The following is an 18,679-nucleotide window of genomic DNA, read 5'->3' on the forward strand; positions in this document are numbered from 1 at the left end:
AGGAACACCATGTCGGGTGATCTCGTTTCCATCGTGCTCTTGCCACTCATCCTGGCCTTCATCATGTTCTCGCTGGGCCTGGGCCTGACGCTGGGTGATTTCCGGCGCATCCTGGTGCAGCCCAAGGCCTTGGTGGTGGGCGTGGTGTGCCACTTCGTGCTGCTGCCGCTGGTGTGCTTTGCCATGCTCAAGCTGGTGGGCATGGGCGGTGCGCTGGCTGTGGGCTTCATGATCGTGGCGGCCTGCCCCACGGGCGCCACCTCCAACCTGCTCACCTACCTGGCCCGGGGCGATGTGGCCCTGGCGCTGGGCTTCACGGCCATGGCCAGCGTGCTGACCATCTTCACCCTGCCAGTGATCGTGACCTGGGCCCTGGCGCACTTCATGTCGGCCGACGGCGCCGTGGCGGTGCCGGTGCCCGTGGGCTTCTTGATGGCGCAGGTGGCCCTGGTGATGGGCCTGCCCGTGGGCCTGGGCATGCTGGCCCGCGCGCGCTGGGCGGCCTGGGCGCTGCGGGTGGAGCCCACGGCCACGCGCATCGCCACCGTGCTGTTCGTCATCATCCTGGTGCTGGCCGTGGTCAAGAACTTTGCCACCGTGCAGGCGCACCTGATCAGCCTGGCCCCCATGGCCCTGGCGCTGAACCTCACCATGTTGAGCGTGGGCTTTGCCGTGGCCTGGGCGGCCCGACTGCCGCGCCGACAGGCCGTGACGCTGGGCATCGAAACGGCGGTGCAAAACGCCGCCCTGTCGCTGGTGGTGGCCAGCTCGGTGCTCAACGATGGCGACATGGCCATCCCCGGCGCCATCTACGGCGTGACCATGTACGCGGGCGGGCTGTTGTTTGCGTGGGTGATGCGGCGCTTTGTGGTGCCGCCGGAGGCCGTGGCATGAGCGCGTGGGGATCCGACTGGGGGCGCCTGCCGGCCACCGCCGCCGACTGGCGCCTGAAGGCCCAGGCCCGCCTGCCGCGCTTCTTGTTTGACTATGTGGACGGCGGCGCCACCGACGAACAAACCCTGCGCGCCAACGAGGCGGCCTGGGCCGGGCACACCCTGCGCCAGCGCGTGCTGGTGGACGTGGACGGTGTGGACACCCGCACGGCCTTGCTGGGCCAGCCCTGCAGCCTGCCCCTGGCGCTGGCGCCCATCGGCCTGGCGGGCCTGATGGCCCGGCGCGGCGAGGTGCAGGCCGCCCGCGCGGCCGAGGCCGTGGGCGTGCCCTTCACCTTGTCCACCGTGGGCATCTGCCCGCTGGCCGAGGTGATGGGGGCGGTGCAGCGGCCACCGTGGTTTCAGCTGTACATGCTGCGCGATCGCGGCATCGTGCGGGCCTTGCTGCAGCGCGCCTGGGCGGCCGGCTGCCGCACCCTGGTGTTCACGGTGGATTTGCCCATCTCGGGCATGCGCCACCGCGACACCCGCAACGGCCTGTCGGCCCCACCCGCGCGCGCCGCGCTCATCAAGGCGGTGCAACTGAGCACCCGCCCGGGCTGGCTGTGGGACGTGGCCATCAAAGGTCAGCCCCACGGCTTTGGCAACCTGAGCGACCAGGTGCCCCGCGCGCAAAACATGGACGCCTTCAAGGCCTGGATCGACACGCAGTTCGACCCCACCGTGACCTGGGCCGACATCGACTGGTTGCGCCAGCAGTGGCCCGGCACCGTGGTGCTCAAGGGCCTGCTGGACGAGGGCGATGCCCATGCGGCCGTGCAGGCCGGCGTGCAGGGCCTGATCGTGTCCAACCATGGGGGGCGCCAGCTCGACGGCGTGGCCCCCACCGCCACCAAGCTGCCCGCCATCGCCCACGCCGTGGGCGCCGAGCTGGAGGTGCTGGTGGATGGCGGCGTGCGCAGCGGGGTGGACGTGTTTCGCGCGCTGGCCCTGGGCGCCCGGGGTGTGCTGATCGGCCGGCCCTGGGTGTGGGCCCTGGCGGGCGGCGGCGAGCGCGCCCTGACCGAGCTGCTGCAGCGCTGGCAGCATGAACTGAAGCTGGCCATGACCCTGGCCGGCGTGACCCGGGTGGCCGACATCGGCCCCCAACACCTGGAGACCCTGGCATGAATGGCGCCCAAGCCCTGATGAAGACGCTGGCCGATGCCGGCGTGACCGTGTGCTTCAGCAACCCCGGCACCTCGGAGATGCACTTCGTGGCCGCGCTGGACGCCGAGCCCCGCATGCGCGCCGTGCTGGCCCTGTTTGAAGGCGTGGCCACCGGCGCGGCCGATGGCTATGCGCGCATGGCGGGCAAACCGGCCGCCACGCTGCTGCACCTGGGCTGTGGCCTGGGCAACGGCCTGGCCAACCTGCACAACGCCCGCAAGGGCCGCGTGCCGGTGGTCAACATCGTGGGCGACCACGCCACCTACCACGTCAAGTACGACGCGCAACTGCAGTCCGACATCGAGACCGTGGCGCGCAATGTGTCGAAGTGGGTGCGCACGTCGGCCTCTACCGCGGCGCTGGCCAGCGATGCGGCCGAGGCCGTGGCCACCGCCATGGGCGGGCTGGGCGGTGGCGGGCAGGTGGCCACGCTGATCTTGCCCGCCGATGTGTCGTGGGGCGAGGGCGGCGTGCCCGCGGCGCTGCCCACCTTGGCGCTGCCGCCTGTGGCCGACGAGGGTGTGGTGCAGGCCATTGCGCAGGCCATTCAATCGGGCCAGAAGACGGCGTTGCTGCTGGGCGCCCGCGCTTTGCGCGAGCCGGGGCTGATGGCGGCCTCGCGCATCGCGGTGAAGGCGGGCGTGCAGTTGTTTGCCGAGGTCTTTCCCACGCGCATCGAGCGGGGCGCGGGCCTGCCGCATGTGGAGCGCATTGCCTACCTGGCCGAGTTGGCTTCGGTGCAGCTGCAGGGCCTGAAGCACCTGGTGCTGGTGGATGCCAAATCGCCCGTGTCCTTCTTTGCCTACCCGGGCAAGGCCAGTGACCTGGTGCCCGAGGGCTGCACGGTGCACACGCTGGCCTCGCCCACGCAGGACGCGGTGGGCGGGCTGGAGCGCCTGGTGCGGGCCCTGGGGGCCGAGGGCGTACAGCCGGCCTTGCAGCCGCCTCTGCGGCCTGACGCGCCCAAGGGCAAGCTGACGGCCGAGAAGGTGTGCAAGGCGGTGGGCCACCTGCTGCCTGAGCGCGCCATCATCGTGGACGAGGCGCAGACCTCGGGCGTGATGCTGCCGCACTTCACGCGGGGGGCCCCGCGCCACGATGTGGTCACGCTGACGGGTGGGGCCATTGGCCAGGGCTTGCCCAACGCCGTGGGCGCGGCCATTGCCTGCCCTGACCGGCCGGTGTTGGCGCTGGTGGGCGATGGCTCGGCCATGTACACGCTGCAGGCGTTGTGGACGATGGCGCGCGAGGGCTTGAACGTGACCACCATCGTGTTCAACAACAAGAGCTACGCGATCTTGAATGTGGAGCTGCAGCGCGTGGGCGCGGTGGCGGCAGGTGGTGGTAAGGGCGATGCGCAAGGCGTGAAGGCGCGCAGCCAGCTGGATTTGTCGAACCCCGGGCTGGACTTTGTGCAGATGGCCGCCGGCATGGGCGTGCACGCGGTGCGCGCCACCACGGCCGAAGAGTTGAACCGCGCGCTGGCGCAGTGTTTGAGCACGCCGGGGCCGCACCTGATTGAGGCGGTGGTGCCCAATGCGTTTGCGGGTTTGAAGCTGCGGCTGCTGCCGCATGTGTTGAGCTCGCTGGCGAACTTGCCGCAACCGCTGGCGCGGCTGATCAAGCGCAAGGTGGCGCCCTGAGTTGGTGACGCGTGGCGGGCGTGTGGCGCGCATCAGCCCACACCCAGGCCGGGCTGCCCTGCGGTGCTCGCCATGGGCCGGGGCTGCGGAACTCGCTACGCGCTCAACGCTGCGCGCCTCGGCGGCATCGAGGCGCCCCTGCGCGGCCTGGGTGTGGGCTGATGTGGGTGGGGGCGGGCGAGGGGTTGCTTTGCAGCGTCAGGAGCCGGCCGCTGTCGACAGACCAACTCGCGGTTGGCGCTTGTAAGCTGACATTCGGTCCAGCCGCTGAGCGAATCACAACTGACAATGGAGTGAATTAGGCGGGAGCACCAATAGAACTACTGCTTCTCCGCCGTGCGGACGCACGTTGCCGACCGTGACCGACATTCGCGATCAAAACTTATGGGCCGCACTCGATGCGCAGAACGAAGGCTACGCTGATCTACCTGCGCGCCAAGAACCTCCGTGCCGTGCAACTGCTCCTGGGCCATTCCAAGTTGGAGTCAGCCGTGAGGCATTTCGTTGTCGAAGTGGACGACGCACTGAAATCTCCGAGCAGACGGAGATCTGACTTGGTGGAAGTCCCGCAGCCCGGCTCAAACGCCGCTGCTGCGGGGTACCACTGGCCGCTGACTGGCGGCCGATTCTGCCCACGCTCCCGGTCACTGCCGAAGGGGCGCTGACGTCACTGCAACCGTGTTGGAGGACAGCTCGAGTCCAGCCTCTTTCGGTGCCGTTACCCATTCTTGGGCAGCACTGCGGTGCCTCAGAATGCGTGGCCTGCGCTTCGCACCGTACGGATGATCATCTCGCTGACGTCCACATCCGACGGCTGCTCGATCGCGTAGAGCACCGCATTGGCGATTGCGTTGGTTTCGAGCGCGATGCTGCGCAGTTGGTTCACGGCCTCTTTCGTGTTGTCATCAGAGATGTCGTGGCCAAGTTCTGAGGTCGTCACGCCCGGTGAGATGGTCGTCACACGGATCTTGTCCATCTCCTGGCGCAAGCCTTCCATGATCGCGCGCACGGCGTACTTGCTTGCGCAATACACGCCGAACTGGCCGCCAACCGCATGCGCGGCAGTCGATGCGGTGCTCAGGATGTGCCCGCTTCCCTGGGCCTCCATGATTGGGAGCACGGCCGCGATGCCGTTCAGTACGCCCTTGATGTTGATGTCAACGATGGCATCCCACTCGTCGACCTTCAGCGCGTTCATGGGCGACACGGGCATCACGCCCGCATTGTTGAAGATGACGTCGACACGGCCAAACTTGTTGTTGGCGAAGTTCACGAAGTTGGCGACGTCAGCGCGGTTCACGACGTCAAGCGCACGGAACTCCGCGGTGCCGCCAGCAGTACGAATCTCGGCTGCGATTTTTTCGAGACGGTCCGTGCGGCGCGCGCCGAGGACGACCGTGTGGCCTGCAGCGCCAAGCGTGCGGGCGGTGGCTTCGCCAATGCCGCTGCTGGCGCCGGTGATGAGGACGACTTTGCTGCTGTTCATGAGAATTCTCCGTGTGGGATGGGTGGGTTTTGCGTGAGAGAGAGCATCGGCCTCGGGGGCTGTTTTGGGAATACATGAAGCTGCAGCGTGATTGCCTGATCCTCCAAACCATGAAGTGCACTGATAGACGCCTGCGGAATCTGCGCGTATCGTCCATGCTCATGGGTAAGCCAATCAATGAGTTGCGCCGAGACAGCTTCAGAGAGCTAGCCCGGCTGATCGTCAAAAACTCCAACGGGGATGGAATGCACCCCGTCGCGATCGATGCTCTGCAGTGCATCCGCATGTCGACGCCCAACCATGAATTGCCGCACGTGTACAACCCTTGCTTGTGCGTGATCGTGCAGGGCGAGAAGCAGGTTCTGCTGGAGAGTGAGACCTACCGCTACGCGCCGCAGCAGTTCCTTGCGGTGTCGGTGAGCTTGCCTTTGTTCGGCCAGGTGCTCGTCGCAAGCGCAGACGCGCCCTATCTTTGCCTTGCGATTGACCTGGACGCGAGCACGATCGCCGATCTGCTTGCACAGATGGACGACGCAGACTGGCCACGAGGCGAAACGGCGCGCGGCCTGTTCGTCGGCGATCTTGACGACGCGACGCTGGCGTCGGTCGTCAGGCTTGCGCGGCTTCTCGATGAGCCCCACGACATCCCGGTGCTGGCTCCTCTGGCATTGCGAGAATTCCACTACCGGCTGTTGCGCGGTCCGTACGGCCCTACGGTGGCACAAATGGCGATCGCGAGCAGCAACACGCACAAGATTGGACAAGTCATCCGGCACATGCGCGCGAATTTCGCAGAGCCGATCCGTGTGGAGGAACTCGCATCGCAAGCGAACATGAGCCCGTCGTCCTTTCATCAGCACTTCAAGGCCTTGACGGCCATGAGCCCATTGCAATATCAGAAGCGGTTGCGGCTCACGGAGGCCCGCGGGCTGCTGCTGGGCGGCGGCATGGACGCTGCCAGTGCAGCATATCGGGTGGGTTATCAGAGCGTGTCTCAGTTCAGTCGCGAGTACGCACGGCTGTTCGGGGCGCCCCCGATGCGAGACGTTGAGGCCTTGCGACGTGGCTAGGCGCAGTGCACGGCTTTTCTTCCCGGCCGGTGCACTGCACTTCGCTAGGCCTTCCGCGCGAGCCGTTGCCTCGTCGCCTCAAGCCTGTGAAAATTTGCGCGCTCAACAGCACCTTCAGCCATGAAACGCCGATAGGCCAGAACCAGATGCCTGCAAGTCGTGGCGGGCAGCTCAAGACAGCCTTGCTCTCCAGGCACTGGGCGTGAGCCCTGTCCATTGCTTGAACGCTCGGGTGAAGTTCGCAGGGTCGGCATAGCCCAGCATCTGAGCGATCTGCGCTACCTCCAGCACTGGGCGGTTCAGCAACGACAGGGCATCTCTGCGGCGCGCCATGTTGAGAAGGTCCATGTAGCCCACCCCCTGATCACGCAGCCGGCGACGCAAAGTCCGGGTGCTCATGTGCAGCCGTTCGGCCAAGGCCTCGAAACTGGGGTAGCCATCGACCTGCTGCACCAACTCGTGTCGCACCCGTTCTGCGATGTCGTCCATGCGCTTACCCAGCAGCCGCTCCAGTTGCTCGCATTGGCTCAATGCATCATTCAACGCCAGCGCACTGGCGTTCGGAAGCGGGGTATCCAGCAGGTGCTCGGGAAGACGGATGCAGCATGCCGGCATGCCCCAGTGGACGTTGCCCAAACGATCGCGCACCGAGTCGGCCCACGGCGGCTTGTCGAAATCGAACCAGATGACCATGTACTGTGACGCACCACGGTGGAGACCCAGGATACCGCGGGCAAAGCCAGCCACCATGGCCTCCAGCACGGTATGGCGGTGTGCGGCCGGGACCAGGGCTGGCTGTACTTGAAAAGACAGCGTGCAGACGCTGTCGATGGTCGATATGCCCAGCGTCAGACCCACGCCGTAGAAGCGCCAAAAACGGCGGCACAAAGCGAGGGCCTCGCGCCCTGTCGTGCTGGACAACACGGCCGCGCCCAGCGGCCCTAACGCCGTCGGCGGGATCCGCCAGCCCATCTCGACGCCAATGCACACCTCAGGCCCTAGCAAGTCTCCGACGGCGCTCAGCAGGCACAGGTACTCGGGCATCGACAGCTCATGCCCAGATGCGATGCGCGAAGCCGAGATCCCAGCGCGTCGCAGGACCTGCTGTCGCGCATGCCCATGTTCCTCTGCCAGCGCCAGGTAGCTGCGCGTGAACAGCGCAGGAACCGTGACTGCTTGCAGGGATTCGTTTTCGGATGAGGGCATCGGTCGTGAACGGTTGGCCGAAATTGACAAGCATTATGGCCGCAGCGTCTCTCACGCCGTGCCGTGCCGCACGTCAACAATCCCGCGTCGCCAACGAGAAGGACCGCCCAGAATGAGTGCCACCGACAACTTGCAAAGCGCCAGGGATCTCGCCAAGGATTTGGCTGCCGGACGCCTGGGAAGCCGAGATCTGCTGGAGCAGCATCTGTCCAGGATCAAAGACCGCAATGCCGCCGTCAATGCCGTGGTTGCGGTGGCCCTGGAGAAGGCACGCATCCGAGCCGACGAGGCCGATGCCGCCATCCGTCGGGGCGAGTGTTGGGGGCCGCTGCATGGCCTGCCGATGACGATCAAGGACACTTGGGAAGTGCCCAGCATGCCATGTACCGCAGGCGCACCAGAGTACGCCAACCACCGCCCGCAGCAGCCTGCGCCCGTGGTGCAGCGACTCCAGCAAGCAGGCGCCATCATCTTTGGCAAAACCAACGTGCCTTACAAGGCGCTGGACATCCAGACCGACAATCCGGTCTACGGTCTCAGCCGCAACCCATGGGCGCCAGAGCTGACCACGGGTGGCTCATCGGGTGGTGCGGCCGCAGCGCTTGCATGCGGCTTCACACCATTGGAAGTCGGCAGCGACATCGGCGGGTCGATCCGCATTCCAGCCCACTTCTGTGGCGTCTATGGACACAAGACCACGCACGGGATGATCTCGATGCGCGGCCACGTCCCGGCCGAACCAGGGCACATCGGGGAGCCGGACCTCGGGGTGGCCGGCCCCATGGCGCGCAGCGCAGACGATCTCGCATTTTTGCTGGACATCATCACGGTGCCTCCACCCGGCACGCAGCCCGGCTGGCGACTGGATCTTCCGCCACCGAGGCACGATCGTCTGGCTGATTTCCGGGTACTGATGTGGACCGAGGACGACGATTGCCCCATTGATTCGCGCCTGGCCAGCGCGTACGGGAATCTTGTGGAGCAGCTTTCACAAGCAGGGGCTAAAGTGAGCCGCGGCGCCCCTGCAAACCTGGGGCTCATGGACCTGTACCCCAACTACACCTTGCAGATGGGCGCACTGATGAAGGCCTGGCTGACGAGAGGTGAGCGGATGGCAAAGGGCATGGTGGCGCCGGCCATGGGCTGGACGCCGGCTTTGCTGCGGACGTTGGCGAAGGTCATGGATTCGCCCAAATGCATCGACAAGTTCGTGGAAGGCATGACCATGAGCCACAGCCGTTGGCTGAAGGTGATCGAAGATTCGCTCGTTCTGCGAGAACGGTTCATGGCCGCCTTTGAGCAATACGATGTGATCCTGGCTCCCCCCACGATGACAACAGCCTTCCCCCACGACGCCTCGCTCTTCGCCACGCGCAAGCTGGTGGTCGAGGGGCGCGCCCGCCATTACAGCGACCTCTTCATGTGGATTGCCCCTGCCACAGTGCTGGGCCTGCCCGCCACCAGCGCACCGATCGCTCGAACATCGGAAGGGCTGCCGGTCAATGTGCAGATCATCGGCGCCCCCTACGAGGACCGGAAGACCATCCAGTTTGCAAAGTTGTTGTCCGAGATGCGAGGAGAGGTGTTGGCGCCGATGGCGGGGCGCCGGTAAGAGTGGCATCTGACGAAAAATGCCCACGGGTCTGCAGAGAGGGCTGTGTGCTGGACGCTGGGGCGTGCGCATGCCCGTCACGGATTTGAATTGCTTTGTGAATAGATCAGTGCGTGGAGGCTCCCCGACCCGGCGTCAAGCGCTGCCAGACCTTCTGGCGGGGTTTGCCCCATGGTGTCGCCCGTCAGTGCGCAACGAAACTCCACGGCCCGGAGCTTCGTTCGCGGTGCTGCAGGCTGGTGGACGAACGCTGATATTGCCGAAAAGGTGTCGGCGCTCAAGACCGAGCGCCATTTCCGGGAGCGCATGGCGCGTGGCGAAGACGCCCACCCAAGCCCCAAGTGAGGCCATGCCCCCACAGTTGGCGGGGTTATCATCCCGCCAATGAGCACCCTGCCCCCCTGCCCCCAATGCGCCTCGGTCTACACCTACGAAGATGGCGCCAACCTCGTCTGCCCTGAATGTGGCCATGAATGGCCAGCGGCCGCAGCGGCCGAGGCCGAGCCGGTGGCCAAGGTGTGGAAGGACGCGCACGGCAACCTGCTGGCCGATGGCGACACCGTCACCCTGGTCAAAGACCTGAAGATCAAGGGCTCGTCGGCCGTGATCAAGGTGGGCACCAAGGTGAAGAACATCCGCCTGATCGACGGCGATCACGACATCGACTGCAAGATCGAGGGCTTTGGCCCCATGCAGCTGAAGTCGGAGTTCATCAAGAAAGCCTGAACACCAGCACCTTCAGCCCCCGCTCGGGCTGCGCATCCGGAAAGCCCGCCGGGTTGGCCAGGCGTTGCATGAATTGCAGCTCGGGGGCCTCGGCGGCCACCACGTCCTGGATGAAGGCGGGGGTGTATTTGGGCGAGTTCAGACACAGCAGGGCATGGCCCCCGGGCGTCAGCAGGCCGGGCAGTCGGCGCGCCAGGCGGGCGTAGTCTTTCTCGGCCACGAAGCTGCCCTTTTGGTATGACGGTGGGTCGGCGATCACGAGCTGGTACGGCCCCATGCGGCCGATCTTGCCCCACGATGAGAAGATGTCGTGCGGCAAGAAGCTGGCGCCCGTGCCCAGGCCGTTGAGCTGGTGGTTGGCCTTGCCGATGCCCAGGGCACCGGCAGCCATGTCCACGTTGACGACCTGTGTGGCGCCGCCTTGGCGCGCGGCCACTGAAAACGCGCAGGTGTAGGCAAACAGGTTGAGCACCTTGAAGCGCTCACCGGGCCGCTGTGTCAGGGCCTGCGTCACGTGTTCGGCCACATGCTTGCGCACCCAGCGGCGGCCCTCGGCCATGTCCAGAAACAGCCCGTGGTTGTAGCCGCGCATCAGGTGCACCCGAAAGCGCGCCCCGGCTTCCGTCACCACGTGCGGATCGGGCACGGCGCCGGCCAGCACGCGCGTGGCGGCGCGCACCTCGTCGCGGTGTTGCAGCACCAGGTTCAAGGGCTGGCCGGGCGCCAGCGTGGCCCAGCGCACGGCCAGCGCCTGGTGCACCGCCTCGGCCTGGGCCAGGGTGGTGTCGCTCACGGGCGCAAAGCAGGTGAGCAGCCACACGGGGGCGTACCAGTCCAGCGTCCAGGCGTCGCAGCCGGGGTGGGTGCCGCCACGGCCATGAAAGCAGCGTTGGGCGTCGGCGGGCAGGGTGGGCAGGGCGCCGATGGCGTCCAGCAACGGTTGCAGCAAAAGCAGGTGGGGCACAGCTTGAATCCCTAGACTTAGTGATGGGCAGCGCGCCGTGGCCACATGAGACTGGCGGGCTGCCAGCGAGCCGGCAGTGTCATCAAAGGAACATCCATGAAATACCCCGGACGGGTCATCAAACAAGGCGAACGCGACGCCCGCATTGTCAAGGCATTGAAGACGGCGCTGAACAAGGCGCTGGTGCTGCGCGGTGACGAGGCCTTGCAGCTCGACCCCGACAACCCGCATTTCGGGCCCTCGATGAAGCGGGCGGTCAAGCTGTTCCAGGCCCGCCATCTGGACGACCAGGGCCTGCCGCTGAAGATCGATGGCGAGGTGGGCTCGCTGACCTGGTCGGCCCTGTTCGGGGCCGAGCGCGTGCCCCAGGCCGAGGTGGTGAAGAACCCGTTCATCGCCGCCGTGCTGGCCCAGGCGGCCTCGCAGGTGGGCGTGATGGAGGTGCCGCGCAACAGCAACCGGGGCCCCGAGGTGGACGCTTACCTCAAGCGCACCGGGGTGCCCGTGGGCCTGGCCTGGTGCTGTGCCTTCACCTACTGGTGTTTTGACGAGGCCGCGCTGGCCGCAGGGCGCCCCAACCCCATGGTGAAGACGGCCGGTTGCCTGGCCCACTGGAACAAGGCGCCCGCACGGGGCGCGCGCCGCATCAGCGTGCGCGAGGCCACCGACAACCCGGCGCTGGTGCAGCCGGGCATGGTCTTCATCATGGACTTTGGGGGCGGCAAGGGGCACACGGGCTTTGTCGAGCGGGTGGAAGGCGGCTACGTGCACACCATCGAGGGCAACACCGATGCCTCTCAAACCCGCGAGGGCGGTGGTGTGTACCGCCTTCAGCGCAAGCTGGGCAGCATCAACCGGGGCTTCATCGATTACGCCGGGGTGTGAGCGCTGGCGGGCGGGCCCATCACCAGGGTGGCGAAGGTCTGGGTCACCTCGTCGAGCAGGGTGTCGCGCAGGGGGCCCATGGGGCATTCCTGGCCCAGTGAGCCGTCCAGCAGCAGGCTGGCCATGCCGTGCACATGGGCCCAGTACACCATGCACAGGGCCGGGCTGGCCTGCGCGCCATGCACCATCGACACCAGCTCGATCAGGGTGGCCTGGGCGGCTTGCCCGGCGGCCTGCACGGCCGGAAAGCGCGCGGGGTCGCAGGTTTCGGGCCTGAACATCACGCGAAACACACCCGGGTTGCGCAGCGCAAAGTCGATGTAGGCGCGCCCCGAGGCGATCACGGCGCCGCGCAGGTCGTGCGCCGCCAGGGTGTTGGCCTGGGCCAGGTCGCGCCCCAGCTCGTGAAAGCCTTCGGCCACCAGCTCGGCCAGGATGGATTCGCGGTCGCCAAAGTGGTGGTAGGGCGCCTGGTGCGTGACGCCCGCGCGGCGCGCCACCTCGCGCATGCTCAGGCCGCTGACGCCCGCGTCATTGAGCAGCGCGCGGGCCGTGTGCAGGATCTCTTGCCGCAGGTCGCGGCCTGGGGTGGCGCGGGTGGAGGTTGCCATGGCGTCATCATGCGGCATGCCAGCCACTTGACAGTGTCTAGTGTTGAACTTTAGCATGGCGCCATTGCTGCTAGACAGTGTCAAGTCATCGAGGCCATCCATGCCGAAACAGATCCTGGTGGTGCTGGGCCACCCCCGAGTCGACAGCCTGTGCGGGGCCCTGGCCCAGCACTACATTGATGGCGCCCGCGCGGCCGGGCACGAGGTGCGGGTGCTGCGCCTGGCCGAGCTGCGCTTCGACCCCATCCTGCATGGCGGCTACCAGGGCAGCCAGCCGCTGGAGCCCGATCTGGCGGCGGCCCGCGAGGCCATCACCGCCGCCCAGCATCTGGTGTGGGTGTACCCGCTGTGGTGGGGCGGCATGCCGGCCTTGGTGAAGGGCTTCATCGACCGGGTGTTTTTGCCGGGCTTTGCCTTCAAGTACCGCCAGGGCAGCCCCTTGTGGGATCGCCTGCTGACCGGCCGCAGCGCCGAGCTGCTGGTGACCATGGATTCGCCCCCGTGGTACTTCCGGCTGGTGAACCGCATGCCCGGCCACCACCAGATGCGCAAGACCATTTTGCAGTTCAGTGGCATCACGCCGGTGCGCATCCACAGTTTTGGTTCGGTCAAGGGCTCGACGCCCGAGCGGCGCCAGGCCTGGCTGCAAAAAGCCCTGGCCCTGGGGCGTGCCGCCTGAGCTTGTTAAGCTGGGGTCTGGATCGCTTTCAGCCGGAGCCCCTGATGCCTGACGCCCCCCACGATGCCCCTGAGGCCACCGCCTACACCCCGCCCAAGGTCTGGACCTGGAAGCAGGGCAACGGCGGCCAGTTTGCCAACATCAACCGGCCCGTCGCCGGGGCCACGCACGAGGCTGAGTTGCCCGTGGGGCGCCACCCCTTGCAGCTGTACTCGCTGGGCACGCCCAATGGCGTGAAGGTGACGGTGATGCTCGAAGAGCTGCTGGCCGCCGGTCACACGGGGGCCGAGTACGACGCCTGGCTCATCCCCATCAACACGGGCGCCCAGTTTGGCAGCGGCTTTGTGGCGGTGAACCCCAACAGCAAGATCCCGGCGCTGCTGGACCGCAGCCCCGTGGCGCAGGGGGGCGAGCCGATCCGCGTGTTCGAGTCGGGCGCCATCCTGATGCACCTGGCCGAGAAGTTCGGGGCCTTTTTGCCCACCGCGCCAGCGGCGCGGGCCGAGTGCCTGTCGTGGTTGTTCTGGCAGATGGGCAGCGCGCCGTTTCTGGGCGGGGGCTTTGGGCACTTTTATGCCTACGCGCCGGTCAAGATCGAATACGCGATCGACCGCTACGCCATGGAGGTCAAGCGCCAGCTGGACGTGTTGAACCGCCTGCTGGCCGAGCGCCGCTACCTGATCGGCGACGACTACACCATCGCCGACATGGCCGTGTGGCCCTGGTACGGTGCCCTGGTGAAGGGCCAGTTGTACGAGGCCGGCGAGTTCTTGCAGGTGCACGAGTACACCCATGTGCAGCGCTGGGCCGATGAGATCGCGCAGCGCCCGGCCGCGCGCCGAGGCCGCATGGTCAACCGTGTCTGGGGTGAGCCGTCCAGTCAGCTTCATGAGCGTCATGAGGCCAGCGATTTTGAGACGAAGACCCAGGATCGCCTGGCGCCGCAGACGCCGGCTGTTTGAGGCCCGCGTGGCCGGACCACCACCACAGCGCCAGGGGCAGCACCATGGGCGCGCTCAGCGCCACCACGCTGCCCAGCAGCGGCCCCACCAGGGGCAGCGGGGTGAGCAGGGTCTGGCCCAGCCAGCCCACGCCAAAACCGGCCAGAAAGGCCAGCAGCAGTCTCACTTCCAGTGGTTCAAGATGACGATGCATGGCCGCACCCCCACACGAAACAGGCGGCGCACGCCACCGCCGGTGGCTGTCTGTGACTGCTGACAGCGCTTTGATTTCGACAGGATCTGGCGGGCTTGTCAAGCCATTGGGATCGGTGGAACCAGGGTTTCAGTGCACGGCGTCGGCCGCCCACAGCACGGCCTCGTCGCGCCAGCGCGCAAAGTCGCCCGGGGGCAGGCCCTGGGCCTGGGCGATGCGCAGCAGGCGGTCGGCATCGCAGCGCTCCATGGCCAGCGCCAGCAGCATCCACGGGGCGTGAGGGCCCTGGCTGTGCAGCAGCACATCGGCCACGGCCTGGGGCACGGCCATGCGCTGCAGCAGGTCGTTCAGGGGTAGGCCCAGCAGGCGGTCCACGAACGACAGCAAGCCCACCAGAAAGAGCTCATCGGCCTGGCCAGGCTGGCCGGGGCTGCTGTGCGCACGCCCCAGCTGCTCCATGAACCGCGCCCGCGTGAGGGCCATCTCCAGCAGGGCCAGGTCGTGGGGGCGTTCGCGCCCGCCGGCAAACAGCGACACCGACAACCAGCGGTACAGCGCATCGCGCCCCAGCACGGTCATGGCCTGGTCCAGGCTGCTCAGGGGCTGGCTCAGGCCAAAGGCCGGGCTGTTGACCATGGACAGCAGTTGCACGGCGATGCCCGGATCACGTTTGGCCAGCTCGGCCAGCGCGGCGTTGTCGGCGCCCTGGCGCACGGCCTGCAGCATGTCCATCAACACCAGGCGGCCCGGGGACACGGGCTCCTGCGCCCCGTGTTCGTCCAGCGTGGTGAGGAACGGGCCCATGACGAGGTGGGCGCCCTGGGCCACGCACAGGCGCTGCTCTGCCCAGGTGCCCACGTCTTCGACAAGGACCTGCAGGTGGGGCTGGGTGCGGCGCAGGTGCTGCAGGCGCTGCTCGATCAGCTGCAGCGGGTCTTGCCGCAGCGACAGCACGATGTGGGTGAGCGCGGGGCTGAGCACCGACGGCTCCGGGGTGGCGCCCGTCCAGCGCAGGGCCACACCGGCGCCCCGTTGGCGCAGGGCCGGGGCGTGCGGGGCGTCAGCGGCCGCCAGTTGCACCACGGTGTGCTGCTGCACCAGGCCGCGCCAATCGCTGTCTTGCCACGGGTGCGGCCAGCCGCCTTGCAGGTCGATGAGCACCCAGCGGCGCTCGGCCTGGCGTTGCACCTGGCTGGCCATCAAGGCCTGCAGCAGGCCGGCATGGCCCTGGCCCGAGGTGGGCGCACCCACGCGGTGACCGGCCAGGCGACCGCGGTGGTCCAGCATTTCTTCGCGCAGCAACAAGGTGCTGCCGAACTGGCCGGGTGCGGGGCCGCTGGTCGCGGGCTGGCGGGGCGCAGGTTTGCTGGGCGCGCTGTCCCTGGCGGGCACGCGCACGCGGGCATCCACCGGCAGCTTGCGGTGGGGTTGCAGCACCCCCAGCAGCGACAACAGAAACTTCAGCACGCGACTCCCTTGTGGGGTGCGGTTCACCGCCCCTTGGCCACTGGAGTCGGCCGTGGGCGTGTCCTGCTTCAATCGCGGCAGCGGCTTGAGCGCCAATTGCGGCAGTACTTCGCACATCTGCCGGCGGATGGCGCCTGCCGCTGGGCTCACACGGTGGCGGCCGCATCCTTCATCACGGTCGACAGCACGGTGTAGGCCTCGGTCCAGGCCGCCTCCGTGTCCGCTGTGAAGGCATCACCCAGGCCCGCCCCCAGGGTCCACAACAAGGCCGCGCCGACGGTGCCGTAGTGCGCGTCCTTCACGCCGTAGGCCACGTGCCGCTTGCCCAGGTCCTGCACGGCGGGCACCAGGCTGTCGAGCTTTTCCAGGTTGGTCACGACGGTGTTGAGCATCATCATCAGCTTGCGCCCCTGCTCTTTGATGTCGCCCTTGAACAGGGGCTTGAGCGCAGGGTCCAGCTCGAAGAGCTTGCCGTAAAACAGCTCGGCGGCCTTCTCGCGGATGGGGACAACCTTTTGCCAGGAGGTCTGGATCAGGGCAACTTGTTCGGGGGTCATGGGGTGCTCTCCTTGAGCGGTGGGATGGGTGAAGGTCAGGGCTGGCCGCCTGCGACGGCCAGCATGTAGTCGAGTGCCATGGCGACCTCGGCGTCGCTGAGCTGGTCGTTGCCCCCGCGCGGCGGCATCATGCTGCCGTCGGGGCCAAAAAAGCCTTTCAGCGCATGACGCAGCAAGGTGTCGCGGCCCTTGGCCAGGCGGGGGGCCCAGGCCTGGCGGTCCAGCACGGGCGGGGCGCCGGCCAGGCCGTCGCCGTGGCAGCCCACGCAGGTGCCCATCCACACCGATCGCTGGGCTTCGAGCCCCGCGATGACGGGAAACTCTTCGGCGTGGACGGCACCGCTCAGGGCCATGAGCGCGGTCAGCCAGGCGGCGATGCGGGCGCGGCGCATGTCATTGCACCGGCACACGGATGACGACGCCACCCATGGTCTGGCCGATCTTGAAGTCGTTGCGCGGCGAGTCCTTGTGGTCGTTGTGGCAGGTGATGCAGGCCGGGGCCACGGCGCGGTCGGCGTACACGGCGGTGAAGTACTTCTTGCCGCCCAGCACTTCTTCCTTGTAGTAGGCCTTGGTGGGGTTGTCGGCCACGTACTGCAGGCCTTCTTTTTCAGCGGGGGTGCGGGGTGCGTTCTGTTTGTTGATGGGCCACAGCGACTGCAGCGAGTAGCTGAAGCTCTTGTTGGTCTTGGCCACTTCTTCAGCACCGAAGCGGAACATCTGTGCGGGCAGCACCAGGGCCTTGTCGTCCTTCCAGTGCTCGCTGGCCTTGATGATCTTTTCTTCGTTTTGCAGGCGGTTGACGATGAGCTTGGTGTAGACCGTGCGGTCGGCCGACATGACGGCGTGCAGCGCGTCGGTCATCATCTGCGGGGTGATGCCCTGGGCCAGCGCCGGCGTGGCGCAGGCCATGGCCGTGGCGGCCATCAGCGTGTGGGGGATGAAGCGGAATCGACGGGACATGGCAAGCTCCTGGTGAGGGTGGGAAGGGACGGGGGGAGAGAACTCATGGGGCGTTGGGCTGCTCCGCAGCGCGTCGCTCGCGGAAGGCGATGTCCTTGTCCACCGCCATCTGGATGCTCTTGTGCACGGCCGCGGGCTGGCCTGTGAAGTTGCGGGCCACCAGGGCCGGGTCGGACAGCGCGTCCAGGCTGAAGCCCAGGCCGTGGCAGCTCATGCACACGGGGCGGGCCATCTTGCTGAAGGGTCGCATGGTGGCGCTCTGGTTGTGCTGCACGCCGATGCGGCTGCTGAACTCGCCTTCGAAGCGCTCGCGGGGCATGTGGCAGGTGGCGCAGGTCACGCCCGAGCCGGCGGGCAGCTCGCCGGCCAGCTCTTTGCGCATCAGGGCAAAGTGAGGCGAGTCTTTGAACGATCGGGTGTGCTGGTCGTTGTGGCAGGTCATGCAGGCGTCCACCGATGCCTTGATGCCGGTGTTGAACTCGTGAGAGCCATGGCAGCTCACGCAGCTGAGGGCCTGGTGGCCGGCCGAGGCCTTCATGGGCAGGCGCGCATCGCCCACCCGCATGGCGTCCAGACCCACCAGCTGGCGCATGCCGTGCAGCCCCTGGGTGAAGCCCTTGACCTCATCGGCGTGGCAGGCCACACAGGCTTGCGGCATGCTGGGCTTGCGAATCCAGTGCTGGCTGTCGGCGCTCCAGCGGGCCAGGGCCTGGGCGTCCAGCTGCCCTTCGGGGGGCGGTGCCAGGTGGCAGGCACTGCAGTTGACGCCGGCACGGGCGTGTGAGGTGTCCAGTGCGCCAGCGTGCGCCTTGGCCAGCGCGCCTTGTGCCCAGTCGGTGGGGGCGTCGGCCTGGGTGGGGCTCAGCGGTTCGAACGGAAAACGCTCTGCCGGGTAGCTGCTCAGGCCTTGCAAGGCCTCGACGAGGTTGTCCAGCCCGGGCACGGCCGCCGTGGCCTTGATGGCAGGGTCGCTGGCGTGCTTGAGCAGAAAGTCTTCGTACAGGGCGCGGTTGTCGTGGTAGTTGTGGCAGTCGGTGCAGCCCTCGAAGTCGAAGTCCTTGTGGCTGGGCGGCATCTCTTCAGGCCCGGCGTGGCAGTGAAAGCAGAAGTCCTTGGGTTGCGTCACGCCCATGGCCAGCGTCATCTGCGGCTTGTGCTCGGCGTGGCAGGTGATGCACTGCAGGGCGTCGATCTTGTCGAGTCGAAAGGCGTTGCGGGGGTCTTCGAACTTGCGTGCCGGGTGTTTGTCGTTGGCTTCTTCAAGGGCCTTGCCATGGCAGTTGATGCAGGCGTTTTGCAGCACCGGCCCCTGCCCGAAGGCATCGCCGTGGCAGCTGGCGCAGGCCATCTCGATCTGGTGGTGGGCGTGTGTGGTCTGCCCGGGCAGCAGCGCCACCCGCAGGGGCATGGCCAGGGGCTCGTCGGCGCGCTGGTGCGTGCTCAGGGCCCAGGCCGCGTAAGCGCCCAGGCCGGCCATGAGGGCCAGCCACAGCCACCACAGGCGGTGGCGTCGGCGGGCGGGGTCGGAAGGGGTGGGCGTGCTCATGGCGGGG

General features: G+C 67.2%; 20 protein-coding genes and 1 pseudogene. 12 read left to right on the plus strand and 9 right to left on the minus strand.

Annotated elements, in window-relative coordinates; all coding sequences use genetic code 11:
- Window positions 1-9: 9 nt before the first annotated feature.
- From WNB94_RS16615 to WNB94_RS16630, 4 genes and pseudogenes are all read left to right on the plus strand, one after another.
- Window positions 10-894 (plus strand): bile acid:sodium symporter family protein, encoded by an 885-nt coding sequence (locus tag WNB94_RS16615; RefSeq protein WP_341391492.1) that lies wholly within the window; start codon window positions 10-12, stop codon window positions 892-894.
- Window positions 891-2,063 carry an L-lactate dehydrogenase gene (locus tag WNB94_RS16620; RefSeq protein ID WP_341391493.1) on the plus strand — a complete coding sequence of 391 codons (1,173 nt, stop codon included), beginning with the start codon at window positions 891-893 and terminating at the stop codon, window positions 2,061-2,063. Before WNB94_RS16615 ends, WNB94_RS16620 begins: the two co-directional genes overlap by 4 nt.
- Window positions 2,060-3,745 (plus strand): acetolactate synthase large subunit, encoded by a 1,686-nt coding sequence (locus WNB94_RS16625; protein ID WP_341391494.1) that lies wholly within the window; start codon window positions 2,060-2,062, stop codon window positions 3,743-3,745. The genes WNB94_RS16620 and WNB94_RS16625 overlap by 4 nt, the downstream gene beginning before the upstream one ends.
- A 383-nt stretch (window positions 3,746-4,128) precedes the next feature.
- A pseudogene (locus tag WNB94_RS16630) lies at window positions 4,129-4,298 on the plus strand (integrase); the annotation flags it as partial.
- A 195-nt stretch (window positions 4,299-4,493) separates the two neighbouring features.
- Here the strand turns inward: WNB94_RS16630 and WNB94_RS16635 are convergent.
- Window positions 4,494-5,231, minus strand: coding sequence for an SDR family oxidoreductase (locus WNB94_RS16635; RefSeq protein WP_341391495.1), 738 nt, complete (start codon window positions 5,229-5,231; stop codon window positions 4,494-4,496).
- A 74-nt stretch (window positions 5,232-5,305) separates the two neighbouring features.
- Here WNB94_RS16635 and WNB94_RS16640 point away from each other — a divergent pair, with 74 nt between their 5' ends.
- A complete protein-coding gene (locus WNB94_RS16640; protein ID WP_341391496.1) occupies window positions 5,306-6,301 on the plus strand; it encodes an AraC family transcriptional regulator in 996 nt (331 codons plus the stop codon).
- A gap of 171 nt (window positions 6,302-6,472) precedes the next feature.
- Here the strand turns inward: WNB94_RS16640 and WNB94_RS16645 are convergent, their stop codons facing one another.
- Entirely contained in the window at window positions 6,473-7,507 is a 1,035-nt protein-coding gene (locus WNB94_RS16645; RefSeq protein WP_341391497.1) for an AraC family transcriptional regulator, read from the minus strand.
- Window positions 7,508-7,619: 112 nt separating this feature from the next.
- On the opposite strand from WNB94_RS16645, the gene WNB94_RS16650 reads away from it, so the two are divergent.
- The 3 genes from WNB94_RS16650 to WNB94_RS16660 all read left to right on the plus strand — a co-directional run bounded on the left by WNB94_RS16650 (window position 7,620) and on the right by WNB94_RS16660 (window position 9,845).
- On the plus strand, window positions 7,620-9,119 hold the full coding sequence (locus tag WNB94_RS16650) for an amidase family protein (protein ID WP_341391498.1): 1,500 nt from the start codon (window positions 7,620-7,622) through the stop codon (window positions 9,117-9,119).
- Window positions 9,120-9,290: 171 nt separating this feature from the next.
- Complete coding sequence (locus WNB94_RS16655; RefSeq protein WP_341391499.1) at window positions 9,291-9,464, plus strand: hypothetical protein; 174 nt, start codon at window positions 9,291-9,293, stop codon at window positions 9,462-9,464.
- Between the two features lie 39 nt (window positions 9,465-9,503).
- Window positions 9,504-9,845 (plus strand): zinc ribbon domain-containing protein YjdM, encoded by a 342-nt coding sequence (locus tag WNB94_RS16660; protein WP_341391500.1) that lies wholly within the window; start codon window positions 9,504-9,506, stop codon window positions 9,843-9,845.
- On the opposite strand, the gene WNB94_RS16665 is transcribed toward WNB94_RS16660, so the two are convergent.
- Complete coding sequence (locus tag WNB94_RS16665; protein WP_341391548.1) at window positions 9,832-10,791, minus strand: class I SAM-dependent methyltransferase; 960 nt, start codon at window positions 10,789-10,791, stop codon at window positions 9,832-9,834. The two genes, WNB94_RS16660 and WNB94_RS16665, sit on opposite strands and share 14 nt — an antisense overlap.
- Before the next feature lie 114 nt (window positions 10,792-10,905).
- On the opposite strand from WNB94_RS16665, the gene WNB94_RS16670 reads away from it, so the two are divergent.
- Window positions 10,906-11,694, plus strand: a complete 789-nt coding sequence (locus tag WNB94_RS16670; protein ID WP_341391501.1) for a CHAP domain-containing protein — start codon at window positions 10,906-10,908, stop codon at window positions 11,692-11,694.
- On the opposite strand, the gene WNB94_RS16675 is transcribed toward WNB94_RS16670, so the two are convergent.
- The gene (locus WNB94_RS16675; RefSeq protein WP_341391502.1) at window positions 11,679-12,305 is read right to left on the minus strand and encodes a TetR/AcrR family transcriptional regulator; all 627 of its coding nucleotides are present in this window, start codon (window positions 12,303-12,305) and stop codon (window positions 11,679-11,681) included. The genes WNB94_RS16670 and WNB94_RS16675 overlap by 16 nt on opposite strands.
- Before the next feature lie 100 nt (window positions 12,306-12,405).
- Here WNB94_RS16675 and WNB94_RS16680 point away from each other — a divergent pair, with 100 nt between their 5' ends.
- Genes WNB94_RS16680 through WNB94_RS16690 form a run of 3 tightly spaced genes read left to right on the plus strand, consistent with a single transcriptional unit; the run spans window position 12,406 to window position 14,202 of the window.
- Window positions 12,406-12,984 carry an NAD(P)H-dependent oxidoreductase gene (locus WNB94_RS16680; protein WP_341391503.1) on the plus strand — a complete coding sequence of 193 codons (579 nt, stop codon included), beginning with the start codon at window positions 12,406-12,408 and terminating at the stop codon, window positions 12,982-12,984.
- Between the two features lie 44 nt (window positions 12,985-13,028).
- Window positions 13,029-13,946: a glutathione-dependent disulfide-bond oxidoreductase gene (gene yghU / locus WNB94_RS16685; RefSeq protein ID WP_341391504.1), complete on the plus strand. Its 918-nt coding sequence runs from the start codon at window positions 13,029-13,031 to the stop codon at window positions 13,944-13,946.
- Window positions 13,947-13,953: 7 nt separating this feature from the next.
- Window positions 13,954-14,202 (plus strand): hypothetical protein, encoded by a 249-nt coding sequence (locus WNB94_RS16690; protein ID WP_341391505.1) that lies wholly within the window; start codon window positions 13,954-13,956, stop codon window positions 14,200-14,202.
- Window positions 14,203-14,268: 66 nt separating this feature from the next.
- On the opposite strand, the gene WNB94_RS16695 is transcribed toward WNB94_RS16690, so the two are convergent.
- Genes WNB94_RS16695 through WNB94_RS16715 form a run of 5 tightly spaced genes read right to left on the minus strand, consistent with a single transcriptional unit; the run spans window position 14,269 to window position 18,672 of the window.
- Complete coding sequence (locus WNB94_RS16695) at window positions 14,269-15,723, minus strand: EAL and HDOD domain-containing protein (protein WP_341391506.1); 1,455 nt, start codon at window positions 15,721-15,723, stop codon at window positions 14,269-14,271.
- 29 nt (window positions 15,724-15,752) lie between these two features.
- A complete protein-coding gene (locus WNB94_RS16700; RefSeq protein ID WP_341391507.1) occupies window positions 15,753-16,163 on the minus strand; it encodes a globin family protein in 411 nt (136 codons plus the stop codon).
- 35 nt (window positions 16,164-16,198) lie between these two features.
- A complete protein-coding gene (locus WNB94_RS16705; protein ID WP_341391508.1) occupies window positions 16,199-16,555 on the minus strand; it encodes a c-type cytochrome in 357 nt (118 codons plus the stop codon).
- Window position 16,556: 1 nt separating this feature from the next.
- Window positions 16,557-17,126 carry a Tll0287-like domain-containing protein gene (locus WNB94_RS16710; protein WP_341391509.1) on the minus strand — a complete coding sequence of 190 codons (570 nt, stop codon included), beginning with the start codon at window positions 17,124-17,126 and terminating at the stop codon, window positions 16,557-16,559.
- Between the two features lie 43 nt (window positions 17,127-17,169).
- Window positions 17,170-18,672: a cytochrome c3 family protein gene (locus WNB94_RS16715; protein ID WP_341391510.1), complete on the minus strand. Its 1,503-nt coding sequence runs from the start codon at window positions 18,670-18,672 to the stop codon at window positions 17,170-17,172.
- Window positions 18,673-18,679: the final 7 nt, after the last annotated feature.

This window comes from Aquabacterium sp. A3 (assembly GCF_038069945.1).
In the GTDB taxonomy this organism is placed as follows: domain Bacteria; phylum Pseudomonadota; class Gammaproteobacteria; order Burkholderiales; family Burkholderiaceae_C; genus Aquabacterium.